This window comes from Nonomuraea sp. NPDC005501 (assembly GCF_040605905.1).
GTDB lineage: Bacteria > Actinomycetota > Actinomycetes > Streptosporangiales > Streptosporangiaceae > Nonomuraea.
The window spans coordinates 25,976-36,585 of record NZ_JBEXDT010000093.1; the positions used below are offsets into that span (position 1 = coordinate 25,976).

At 70.6% G+C, this 10,610-nt stretch carries 11 protein-coding genes and 1 pseudogene; 7 read left to right on the top strand and 5 right to left on the bottom strand.

What is annotated here, in order from left to right:
• Nucleotides 1-48 precede the first annotated feature (48 nt).
• Together ABZS51_RS34020 and ABZS51_RS34025 are read right to left on the bottom strand one after the other, a co-directional pair.
• The gene (locus ABZS51_RS34020) at nucleotides 49-735 is read right to left on the bottom strand and encodes a cytidylate kinase family protein (protein WP_355449850.1); all 687 of its coding nucleotides are present in this window, start codon (nucleotides 733-735) and stop codon (nucleotides 49-51) included.
• 118 nt (nucleotides 736-853) lie between these two features.
• Nucleotides 854-1,213, bottom strand: coding sequence for a MerR family transcriptional regulator (locus ABZS51_RS34025; protein WP_310711046.1), 360 nt, complete (start codon nucleotides 1,211-1,213; stop codon nucleotides 854-856).
• A 64-nt stretch (nucleotides 1,214-1,277) separates the two neighbouring features.
• On the opposite strand from ABZS51_RS34025, the gene ABZS51_RS34030 reads away from it, so the two are divergent.
• Both ABZS51_RS34030 and bla read left to right on the top strand, forming a co-directional pair.
• On the top strand, nucleotides 1,278-1,607 hold the full coding sequence (locus tag ABZS51_RS34030; RefSeq protein WP_310711045.1) for a putative quinol monooxygenase: 330 nt from the start codon (nucleotides 1,278-1,280) through the stop codon (nucleotides 1,605-1,607).
• A 27-nt stretch (nucleotides 1,608-1,634) separates the two neighbouring features.
• Nucleotides 1,635-2,393 (top strand): class A beta-lactamase, encoded by a 759-nt coding sequence (gene bla / locus ABZS51_RS34035; RefSeq protein ID WP_355449875.1) that lies wholly within the window; start codon nucleotides 1,635-1,637, stop codon nucleotides 2,391-2,393.
• Nucleotides 2,394-2,421: 28 nt separating this feature from the next.
• Here bla and ABZS51_RS34040 read toward each other — a convergent pair whose 3' ends face one another.
• From ABZS51_RS34040 to ABZS51_RS34050, 3 genes are all read right to left on the bottom strand, one after another.
• On the bottom strand, nucleotides 2,422-3,315 hold the full coding sequence (locus tag ABZS51_RS34040) for an NAD(P)-dependent oxidoreductase (RefSeq protein WP_355449854.1): 894 nt from the start codon (nucleotides 3,313-3,315) through the stop codon (nucleotides 2,422-2,424).
• 203 nt (nucleotides 3,316-3,518) lie between these two features.
• On the bottom strand, nucleotides 3,519-4,469 hold the full coding sequence (locus ABZS51_RS34045; protein WP_355449857.1) for an endonuclease/exonuclease/phosphatase family protein: 951 nt from the start codon (nucleotides 4,467-4,469) through the stop codon (nucleotides 3,519-3,521).
• 264 nt (nucleotides 4,470-4,733) lie between these two features.
• Nucleotides 4,734-5,912, bottom strand: coding sequence for an ROK family transcriptional regulator (locus ABZS51_RS34050; protein ID WP_355449860.1), 1,179 nt, complete (start codon nucleotides 5,910-5,912; stop codon nucleotides 4,734-4,736).
• Between the two features lie 172 nt (nucleotides 5,913-6,084).
• On the opposite strand from ABZS51_RS34050, the gene ABZS51_RS34055 reads away from it, so the two are divergent.
• From ABZS51_RS34055 to ABZS51_RS34075, 5 genes and pseudogenes are all read left to right on the top strand, one after another.
• On the top strand, nucleotides 6,085-7,419 hold the full coding sequence (locus ABZS51_RS34055; RefSeq protein WP_355449862.1) for a glycoside hydrolase family 36 protein: 1,335 nt from the start codon (nucleotides 6,085-6,087) through the stop codon (nucleotides 7,417-7,419).
• The gene (locus ABZS51_RS34060; RefSeq protein WP_355449865.1) at nucleotides 7,416-8,300 is read left to right on the top strand and encodes a sugar ABC transporter permease; all 885 of its coding nucleotides are present in this window, start codon (nucleotides 7,416-7,418) and stop codon (nucleotides 8,298-8,300) included. The genes ABZS51_RS34055 and ABZS51_RS34060 overlap by 4 nt, the downstream gene beginning before the upstream one ends.
• A gap of 15 nt (nucleotides 8,301-8,315) precedes the next feature.
• Entirely contained in the window at nucleotides 8,316-9,134 is an 819-nt protein-coding gene (locus ABZS51_RS34065) for a carbohydrate ABC transporter permease (protein WP_355449868.1), read from the top strand.
• A 27-nt stretch (nucleotides 9,135-9,161) separates the two neighbouring features.
• Complete coding sequence (locus ABZS51_RS34070) at nucleotides 9,162-10,475, top strand: sugar ABC transporter substrate-binding protein (RefSeq protein ID WP_355449871.1); 1,314 nt, start codon at nucleotides 9,162-9,164, stop codon at nucleotides 10,473-10,475.
• 40 nt (nucleotides 10,476-10,515) lie between these two features.
• A pseudogene (locus tag ABZS51_RS34075) lies at nucleotides 10,516-10,610 on the top strand (adenylate kinase); the annotation flags it as partial.

Genomic DNA, 10,610 nt, shown 5'->3' on the forward strand with positions numbered 1-10,610 from the left:
TCCTCAGCACCGGTGCTGAAGGAGCAGTCGTCGAATCCTGTATACCGATCAGTTTGATCGGACTTCCCAGGACGGCCGGTGGAGCTCGTCGTTGTACACGATGATGTCGGCGTGATCGGTCGGGCGGGCCGTCGCGAAGTAGAGCTGTTGGGATGGGATGTAGCGGTTACGCCAAGACCGTTCGATGTCGGTGGTGCCGGCGGCGGATCCGGCCAGCGCGGTGCCTCGGATCCGGGCGCGATCCACCGTCCGCTCGAACGGGACGGACACGAAGATGCGCAGGTCCCATCGGTCGATCAGCTCCGGGCGCAGGAGGAAGACGCCGTCGAAGAGCAGCACGGCGTCTGCGGGAGCGGTCGTGACGGGCGGGGACAGTGGGGTGTCGGTGTCTCTGTCGTAGACCGCCTGTTGGAACCTTCGGTCTCCGCCTGGGCCGAGCGGGTCGAGCAGGACGCGGCACAGCGCGTCGTGGTCGTGGGCGTCGAAGTAGCAGCCTTCGGCCGAGTACTGGCCGCGTCGGTAGCGGTGTGCCCGGGGGAACAGGAAGTCATCGATCGTCGCGCGGATGATGTCGTGGCCCTGCGCACGGAGAACGGCGGCGAGCTCGTCGGCCAGCGTGGTCTTGCCGGCGGCCGGCGGCCCGTCGATGGCGACCCGCAGCGGGTGTGTGGTCGTGACGGACTCCGTCGCCTCGGCCAGCCGACCCATGAGGTCGCCGCGGCTGCCTTGGTTCATTGCTGCTGCACCCTGCCCTGGCTCGGTTTCGTGCCCGACGACGTGATGGCGGCGCCACACGCGGCGGTGGCACGGGTGGCCGGACGGCTCGGGGTGGCCCCGACGCGTGAGGGCCGGTTCAGGCGGGGGTGAGTGCTCGGGTGGAGGCGTCGAGGATGTCGCCCAGAGCCGCGCGGGCTCGGGTGAGGTCGGCTATGCGGGAGTCCAACTCGGCGTACTGGGTTCTGAGGTGGTCGAGTACGCAGGCCTGGAGCTCGGTGCCGTCACCGACGAAGCAGGGCATGAGCTCGCGGATGACCTTGGTAGGGAGGCCGGCGGCGAGCAGGGTGCGGATGCGGGCGACGATGGCGGGGGCCTCGGGATCGTAATGGCGGTGGCCGCCTTCGCTGCGGTGGGAGGTGAGCAGCCCCTGGGCCTCGTAGTAACGGAGGAGACGTACGGCCACGTCCGTTTCGCGGGACAGCTCCCCGATCTTCATGTGACCCACCTCATACGGCAACGGCTTGAATCTATCATCGATGTCACATTCTAACGTTGGTCACATGACGACGACTTCCCCTGCACCAGCGCCCGTTTCGCTCTACGGATTCCTGACCCCCAAGCCCGGACACGCCGACGAGTTCAGAAAGCTCCTGATGGACCTCGTCGAGCCGTCCCGGGGGCACGAGGGCAGCCTTCAGTACCACCTCCACGAGCAGGAGGACGGCCGCTTCTTCCTCTATGAGGTCTGGCGTTCACAGGAGGACCTCGACCGGCACAACGCGACCCCGCTGCTGCGCGCCTTCATGGATGAACTGCCCGAGCACATCGAAGGAGCGCCCGAGGCCTACTTCGGCGCGATGAGGAGTCCCTATCCGGCCATCGTGACCTGACCGGGCGCAGCAGACTCGAAAGAGTTCCTGCCCCCGCACGAAGAACGGTGCGAAGAACAGGACGAGAACGACCGGGCGCACGAGCGATTCCCCAGCCGGTCCACCTTCAAGGCGTTCGTGTGCGGCGCGATCCTGACCAAGGCGCGCACGACCGACCCGAGCCTGCTGGAGCGGACCCTCCACTGGACGCAGGACGACGTGGTCGTCGACTCCCCGATCACCGGTCTGAAGGAGAACGTCGAGAACGGCATGACCGTGGAGCGGCTGTGCCACGCGGCCATCACCGCCAGCGACAACACCGCCGGGAACCTGCTGCTCAAGCAGATCGGCGGCCCCTCCGGGCTGACGCGGTACTACCGGTCCCTGGGCGACCCGATCGGGCGGCTGGACCGCTGGGAGCCGGAGCTCAACGACTGGAAGCCGGGCGAGAAGCGGGACACCATCCTGCCCGCCCTGATGGCACGCAACCTCCAGAAGATCACCCTGGGCGGCGCCCTGACCGCCCAGGACAAGGAACGGCTGAACGGCTGGCTGCGCGCCAGCATCACCGGAACCGAGCGCATCCGGGCCGGACTGCCCACGGACTGGACCGTCGGCGACAAGACCGGAGGCGGCGCCGGAGCGTACGCGCCCGGCAGCGACATCGCCGTCGTCTGGCCGACCTCCGGCGCGCCCCTGATCATCGCCGTCTACACCAACCGCACCGACCCGGACGCCGTGATGGACAACAGCGTCATCGCCAGGACCGCGACCGTGCTGGCGCGCGGGCTGGGCAGGATGCCGTGACCGGAGACAGGCCGTCCGGGGCCGGGAATCAGCGGGCGTGAGCGTCGTCGTCGAAGCTGGCGTAGTAGGAGGCGGCCATGTCGTCGCCACCGTGACCCTGGGCGCCGGCGCGGCGGAAGCGTTCGGCGCCCGCCGCGGCCACGTCCAGCCGGACCCCGGCCCCCTCGCCCGCCTGCACGATCAGGCGGGCGTCCTTCTCCGCCGTGGCGACCGCGAAGCTGGGCGAGCTCAGGTCGCCACCCAGGATGAGCGCGGCCTTGGCCCGCAGATAACCCATGTCCAGCGGACCGCCCTCGACCGCGTCCAGCAGGCCCTGCGGGTCCACGCCGAGGCCCTTGGCCAGGGCGAGCGCCTCGGCCGTGCCGTGCGTGACGGCGAGCACCCAACTGTTGATCACCAGCTTGAGGCGGGTCGCGCTCGCCTCCGCGCCGTCCTCGCCGGTCCAGACCGTACGGCTGCCGACGGCGTCGAAGACGGGCGCCACCGCGTCACGCGACTCGGCGGGACCCGCCGCCAGCACCACGAGTTGTCCCGCCTCGGCGGGCTGCCTGGTGCCGAGCACCGGGGCGTCGAAGAAGACCAGCCCGTGCTCGCGGGCGAAGGCGGACAGCTCGCCGAGCGCCTCGATCCCCGCGGTCGTCGACTGCGCCCACGCCGCCCCGGGACGCAGGGACGGGGCGGCCTGGCGCATCGCGTCCAGCGTGGCCGCGCCGTCGTACAGCACGGTCACGACGACGTCGGCGCCCTCCACCGCCTCGGCCGGTGTGCCGGCGACGTACGCCCCGTCGGCGGCGAGCGGCTCGGCCTTGGCGCGCGTCCGGTTCCACACGCGGACGCGGTGACCCGCCCGGGCGAGGTTGCGGGCCATGGCGGCTCCCATGATCCCGGTACCGAGAACGCTCACGGTGATGGCGTCGGCCATGACGGTGCCCTCCTGCTGCCGGTGTGGCGGTCGTTCGACCGTATCCGATGGCGCGGACGATCACCCTGAGGGGCTGCCACCGGCCACGTCCTGGTCCGGTGCCGGTGCCGGCCTTCCACCGATGTCATGGCGGGGACCGGCGCCCGGCCTGACCGGATGCGACCGGCTGGGGCCGCCGGTGCGGACCGGGCGCGGGTCCGCCGTCAGAGCTGGACGCGGACCGGGACCGTGCCGATCGTCACGCGATGGTCGGAACACGGTCCGTCGCAGGCCGTGCCCTCCCCCAGCGCGTCACCGATGTACGGGCCGGCGATGGCGCTCTCGCGGACGAAGAGCAGGTCTATCTTGGGGCGCTGGCCGCAGGGCTCCTCTGTCTCGATCGGCTCGCCGTCGCCGTCGACCTCGTCGACGGTGGTCTCGCCGACGCCGGGGCATCGCGGGTCCTCGTCGTCGAGCTCCCGGTACGCACCGGTGTTGCCGCCGTTGTTCGGCACGTCGAGACTTGACGAGTACCAGCTGTCGAGCCGCACATCGTGCGGTCGTGCGTTGAAGTCGCCGGCGATGAGGACGGTGTCGCCGTTGTCGTGCAGGTCCTGGAGGTGGCCCCGTACCGCCGCCAGCTGCTGCTCCTTGATGTTGGTCCCGCCGATCACCGCCTCCGAGCCGGTGATGTGCGTGGTGCAGAACCGCAGATGCGGCCGGGCGTACAGCGGCGCGCAGAGGAGCTTGTGCGCCCCACCTCGCTGATCCACCGGCAGGTCGTACTTCTGGGCGGTGCCGAGCTGCCGCCGGCTGAAGAGGGCGATGCCGAACGGCTCACCGTCGCAGGTCGTCTCCCGGATGGTCGCGAAGCGGGCGAAGCTGTCGCCTTCGGGCCAACCGTCCGCCTCCAGCCGGTTCTGCAGCGCTTTGTACTGGCTCCAGCAGAGTTCGTTGAAGGCCGCGAAATCCGCCTTCCGGTTCACGATCGACGCGGCGGCGGCTTCGACCATGCCGGTGGTCGTGGATCCGTCGTTCATCTTCCAGCCGGACACATTCCACTGCCACACGTTGACGGTCTCGACCACCGAGTCGGCGGCGCGTGCCGTGCTCCCGGGCAGCAGCGTCGCGCCGAACGCCACCACCGCCACCAGTAAGCGGGCGTGCATTCTCATCTCACATACTCCGATCTCGGATGTACCCGTCGTTCGGTGTACAGGCGTTGTCGGTGAGCCCTGCGGGTCCGGCCGGTCCCCGACATCCCGCGCTCTTCGCGCGGTAACTCAACGATGGTGAGTTGATGATAGGTCAACCCCGAGATGAACTCAACACTTGATGAGTTGACCGCCGGTGCCGATCCGGCGCCGGTCCCGGCGACGCCGGTGCACGACGGCGACGTCGCGGAACGTCGGAGAGCGGCTGCCGCGCCGCTGCCTCGCCTAAGCCCCCGACCCCGAGACCGGCTGGGGGAGGGGCAGGGCGGGGCCCGCGTGCGGGGTGAACAGGTGGCGGTCGAGGTGGTCGACCGCGTAGTCGATGGCGCCCATCACCACGCACTCGTCGCCCAGTGCCGACGCCCGTACCTCCGGCATGCGCAGGCACGCCCGCTCCAGGCGCTCGCGCAGCGGCCCCAGCAGCACGTCGGCCGAGCGGGAGAACCCGCCGCCGAGCACCACGACCTGAGGATCCAGCAGCAGCACCATGGCGGCCGTCCCCACCGCCAGGTCGTCCACGTACCGGCCGACGGCCGCCAGCGCCGCCGGGTCGCCGTCGCGTGCCGCCGCCAGCGTGAAGCCCGCCGCGTCCTCGCCGGGCGTGCCGGGTGGGACGACCTCGCAGGCGTTGAGGTGGTCGGGCGCGTCGTACCAGCGGGCCTCCGGCAGCATGACGATCTCGCCGGCGGCCGCGCCGAACCCCCGGTGCACCTTGCCGTCGATGATCAGACCGGTGCCCATCCGCCGCCCCACGTGCAGGAACACCACGTCACGCGCCCCGCGCGCCGCGCCGCGCCGGGCCTCGGCGAGGGCTGCCAGGCGGCTGTCGTTCTCGACCAGCACCTCGCACGGGAACATGCGCGCCAGCTCACCCGCCAGGTCCAGGCCCGTCCAGGCCGGGATCGCCGCAGAGAACAGCACGCGGCCCTCGGGGGAGACGACGCCCGTGGTCCCGGCCGCCACCAGCCACAGGTCGGACGCGGTCCGGCCGCTGAGCGCCAGGCAGCCGGACACCGCGCGCTCGATCGCGGCCAGCCGCTCCTCCAGCGGGGCGTCGGGCCGTACGGGCTGGCGGGTCTCGGCGAGGATGTCGCCGTCCAGGTCGGAGAGCGCGGCCCGGATGTTGTGCCCGCCTATGTCCACCCCGACGAGGTGGCCGCAGTCGGCGCGGAAGCGGTAGCGGCGCGCCGGCCTGCCCATCGTGCCGGGGCTCGGCGGCACCTCCTCCACCCAGCCCAGCTGCGCCAGCTCGTCCACCACCTCCTTGGTGGACGGCCGGGACAGGCCCGTGCGCTCGGCCAGCGCCGACAGCGTGAGCGGCTCGCCGCCCCGCAGCGCCCTGATCGCGGTCAGCGCGTTGAGCTGCCTGAGCCGCGACAGGTCACCGCCGCGAACATCGGCCATCGCCGCTCCTAATGTAGGTCTCCTCTGTAACTGACCATTATGCCAGCGTTCAGCTGCTCGCGGCGTGCCGGTAGTGGCCGCCTATATCGTGCTATTTCGGCCATTGACCCTTCGGAACGCCTGGTGCTACTAATGAAGCGCTCCTTCGTAAGTAGAGAGAGATGAGGGACCGATGTCGTTCGCGGATGTCGGCGAGATCAGGTGTGATCCGGAGCGGGGGCGGGTCTTCGAGCACGGATGGCAGTCGTGGAGCCCCACCGGTTCCTACCGGCTCGGCGAGACCCCGCCGCGCCCGGCGGACCGCAACATCCAGACGCTCTGCTACCGCCCGGAGACCCCCGTCCCGGACGGCGTGTTCCAGGGCGAGGGCCTGCTGGCGGTCGACCCGGGTGACGGGCCGGTCCAGCTCTGGTCCGCGCCCGGCCCGCAGGCGGTGCCCTCCATCCGGGCGCGCCGGGAGGGCGGGCGGCTGGTCGTCTCGGCGGACGGTCCCGTACGGCACATCCAGGCGGACGGCCCGATGGACACGGCCCTGCGCGACTGGGCCGCCGACCTGGCCGCCGACCGGGCCGCCGGCAGGACCGCGGGGCAGGCGACCGGCGCCTTCCCCGCCGTCCCGCCGATGTGGTGCACCTGGTACGGCTACTGGGACAAGGTCACCGAGGCCGACGTCCTCGACAACCTCCGCCTGGTGGAGCGACACGGGCTGGCGGCGGACATGATCCTCGTGGACGACGGCTACGAGGCGGGCATCGGCGACTGGCTGGAGCCCCGGCCCGGGTTCGGCTTGCTGGAGCGGGCCGTCGGCGCCGTCATCGGAACGGGCCGCCGCGCCGGCATCTGGACCGCCCCCTTCCTGGCCGGCCACGGCAGCCGCCTCTTCCAGGAGCACCCCGACTGGATGGTGGGCGGCGCCCACGCCGGTCACATGTGGGACCAGGACCTGGCCGTCCTCGACGTGACGCACCCCGGCGCCGCCGCCTACCTCGTGGACGTCTTCCGCGCGTTCGCCACGCTCGGCATCACCCACTTCAAGCTCGACTACCTGTACGCCGGGGCGCTGCCGGGCGTACGGCACGAGGACCTCGACCCCGTCGCCGCGTACCGGCGCGGGCTGGAACTGATCAGGCAGGGGGCGGGGCCGGCGGCCACGCTGCACGGGTGCGGCGCGCCGATGCTGCCCAGCCTCGGCCTGGTCGACGTCATGCGGGTCAGCCCGGACATCGCCCCCACGCTCCACCCGCGCTCCGGCGACATCAGCCAGCCGTCGCAGCTCGGCGCGCGGCTGACCGGAGCGGCCCGGGAGTTCCTGCACGCGCGGTGGTGGGTGAACGACCCCGACTGCCTCATCGTCCGCCCCGAGGTGGAGGCGCGCGAGGAATGGGCAGCGCACATCGAGGCGAGCGGCGGGCTGCGCGGCTCCAGCGACCCGATCATGGCCCTCGACGCCTGGGGGCTGGAGACCACCCGCCGCCTGCTGACACCGACCCGGACGGACCCGTCGTGACCGGCCGGCGACGGCGCGGCGACTGGTACGCGTACCTGTTCGTCGCGCCCAGCCTGCTGGGCGTCGTCGCCTTCCTCCTCCTGCCGGTCGTCATCGTGCTCGTCCTGAGCCTGTTCCGCTGGGAACTGCTGTCGGCGCCCGTGTTCGTCGGGCTGGAGAACTACGCGCGGCTGGCCGGCGACGGCGAGGCGTGGCACTCGCTCTGGGTCACGGTCCTGTACGTCCTGCTGTGCATCCCGCTCCAGACCGTCCTCGCCCTGGCGCTCGCCCTGCTGCTCGACCGGCGGCTCAAGGGCGTCCGGTTCCTGCGGTCGCTGTTCGTGATCCCCTGGATGGCCACCCCGATCGTCATGGGCCTCGTCTGGGACTGGATCTTCGACCCGCGTGACGGGGCGCTCAACCGGGCCCTGCACCTGGTCGGCGTCGCCGGGCCCGACTGGCTGTCCGACCCCCGCTGGGCGCTGCCCGCCGTGGCGCTGGTCAACGTGTGGCAGCACACCGGCTACACCATGCTGTTCTTCCTGGCCGGCCTGCAGGGCATCCCCAAGGAGCTGTACGACGCGGCCTCCACCGACGGCGCCACCCCGGCCCAGCGGTTCTGGAGGATCACGCTGCCCCTGCTCAACCCCACGACGTTCTTCGTCACCGTGACCAACCTGATCGGCGCCTTCCAGGTCTTCGACACGATCTTCGTGATGACCGACGGGGGCCCGAGCCGGAGCACCGACGTGCTCAACTTCAGGATCTTCGGCACCGCGTTCCGGGAGTTCGACTTCGGCTACGCCTCGACGCTGTCGATGCTGCTGTTCGCCGTCATCCTCGTGGTGACGCTGGCGCAGGTCAGGTTCTTCGGCAAGCGCACCACCTACGACCTGAGCTGAGAGCCGGAGAGCACCGTGACGACATCGTTCAGACGCGTGGCGCTGTACGCCGTGCTCGCGGCCGGCGCGTTCGTGTCCGTCTTCCCCTACCTGCTCGTCGTGCTGACCGCACTCAAGACGCGGCGGCAGCTCAGCACCACCGAGCCGTGGCTGCCCGCCCTGCCTCCGTCCACGGCGAACCTGGCCGAGATCCTCGGCGGCGACTTCCCCCGCTACCTGCTCAACACGGTCGCCATGACGGCCCTGCTCACGCTGGGGCAGCTCGTGTTCACGACGTTCGCCGCGTACGCCTTCGCCCGGCTGCGCTTCCGCGGGCGTGACGCGCTGTTCTGGCTGTACGTGGCGACGATGATGGTGCCGGGCGCCGTCACCGTCATCCCGCTGTTCCTCATCATGCGCGAGCTCGGCGCGGTCGACACCTGGTACGGCCTGCTCGCCCCGTTCATCCTCGGCACCCCGTACGGGATCTTCCTGATGCGGCAGTTCTTCAGGAGCCTGCCCTCGGGACTGGAGGAGGCGGCGCGCATCGACGGCGCGGGGCCGCTGACCATCCTGGTCCGGATCCTGCTGCCGCTGTGCCGGCCGGCCATCGGCACGCTCGCCATCATCACCGTCGTCTCGTCGTGGAACAGCTTCCTCTGGCCGCTGATCATCACCAGCGGCGAGGAGACCAAGGTGGTCACGGTGGCCATGGCCGTGCTCAAGAACGGCATCGGCGTCGACCACGGCCTCATCATGGCGGGCGGCCTGATCGCGCTCGCCCCCATGGTCGTGATCTTCGTCTTCTTCCAGAAGTACATCGTCCGGTCGGTGGTCCTCACCGGCCTCAAGTGAGACTCGACTGAGAGAGGTCGGCGTAGCATGACAACCCCCCGAATCCGCCGGGCCGTGTCCCTGTCCGTCGCCGCCGCGCTCACCCTCACCGCCTGCGGCGGGGGCGGCGGAGGCGGCGCGGACGGCGGCGGCGAGGTCACCCTGACGTACCGGCTGTGGGACGAGCAGCAGAAGGCCGGCTACGAGAAGGTCATGGCCGCCTTCGAGAAGGCCAACCCGTCGATCGACGTCAAGATCGAGCTGCTGCCGTACGACCAGTACTGGACGAAGCTCACGGCCGACGCCGTGGCGGGCACCGCGCCCGACGTCTTCTGGATGACGCCCACCCAGTTCCCCGAGTACGTCACCAAGGGCGTGCTCAGCCCCGTGCCGGTGGACACCGCGAAGTACCACAAGACCGTGGTGGAGGCGTTCACCTACCAGGGCAAGCAGTACGGGATGCCCAAGGACTGGGGCGTCGTCGGCCTGCTCTACAACAAGGACCTGTTCGAGAAGGCCGGCGTCGAGATGCCGGACACGCTGACCTGGAAGCCCGACGGGTCCGGCACGTTCCTGGAGACCGCCCGCAAGCTCACAGCCGACGAGGCCGGCAAGCACCCCGGAGACCCCGGCTTCGACCCGGACAAGGTGAAGACGTACGGCTTCCTGTCCTGGAACCACTACCAGACGCAGTGGATGAACTGGGTCAACGGCAACGGCGGGAAGCTGCTCGACAAGCCCTTCGGCACGTACACCTTCAACGACGAGGCGAGCGTGCAGGCGCTGCAGTTCGGCGTGGACCTGGTGAACAAGTACCACGTCTCGCCGCCCGCCACCCGGACCAACCCGCCCACCGGCAAGGCCACCGACATGTTCAAGGCCGGCGAGGTGGCCATGTTCCCGGCCAACAACGCCTTGCTGCCGTTCGTGGTGCCCGACTCCGCGTTCGAGGTCGGCGTCGCCCCCATGCCCGAGGGCCCGGCCGGCCGGGCGGTCAACCTCAACGGCCTGGCCGAGGCCGTCTACGCCAGGAGCAAGCACCCGGAGGAGGCGGCGCGGCTGGCCGCCTACCTCGGCACCGAGGAGCCGCAGAAGCTCATGGCCGACGAGGGTTACGTGTTCCCCGCGCTCAACGGCCTCAGCCAGGGTTATGTCGACCACTGGGCCAGGACCGCCAAGCTCGACGTGTCGGCCCTCGTGAAGGAGGCCGAGGGCATGACCTTCCCCCTCCCGGTGACCACCGGCTTCACCGGCTTCGAGACCAAGCTCAACCAGATCTTCAACGAGATGTACCTCGGCCGTCTGACGCCCAAGCAGGCCGCCGACCAGGCGGTCACCGAGGGCAACGCCACCGTCAAGTAGGGAGCCCCCCATGATCACCCGGCGTGCTTTTCTCGCCGGGGTCCCGCAGGCCGAGATCCTGCGCGACATGCTCAAGGACTGGGGGCTGGCGCTCGACCTGGTGCTGGAGCTCGTGGTCGACGACGACGAGGTGGT

Coding starts and splice junctions, on each gene's coding strand:
- ABZS51_RS34020 (WP_355449850.1), bottom strand. CDS start 735: ATGAACCAAGGCAGCCGCGGCGACCTCATGGGTCGGCTGGCCGAGGCG.
- ABZS51_RS34025 (WP_310711046.1), bottom strand. CDS start 1,213: ATGAAGATCGGGGAGCTGTCCCGCGAAACGGACGTGGCCGTACGTCTC.
- ABZS51_RS34030 (WP_310711045.1), top strand. CDS start 1,278: ATGACGACGACTTCCCCTGCACCAGCGCCCGTTTCGCTCTACGGATTC.
- ABZS51_RS34040 (WP_355449854.1), bottom strand. CDS start 3,315: ATGGCCGACGCCATCACCGTGAGCGTTCTCGGTACCGGGATCATGGGA.
- ABZS51_RS34045 (WP_355449857.1), bottom strand. CDS start 4,469: ATGAGAATGCACGCCCGCTTACTGGTGGCGGTGGTGGCGTTCGGCGCG.
- ABZS51_RS34050 (WP_355449860.1), bottom strand. CDS start 5,912: ATGGCCGATGTTCGCGGCGGTGACCTGTCGCGGCTCAGGCAGCTCAAC.
- ABZS51_RS34055 (WP_355449862.1), top strand. CDS start 6,085: ATGTCGTTCGCGGATGTCGGCGAGATCAGGTGTGATCCGGAGCGGGGG.
- ABZS51_RS34070 (WP_355449871.1), top strand. CDS start 9,162: ATGACAACCCCCCGAATCCGCCGGGCCGTGTCCCTGTCCGTCGCCGCC.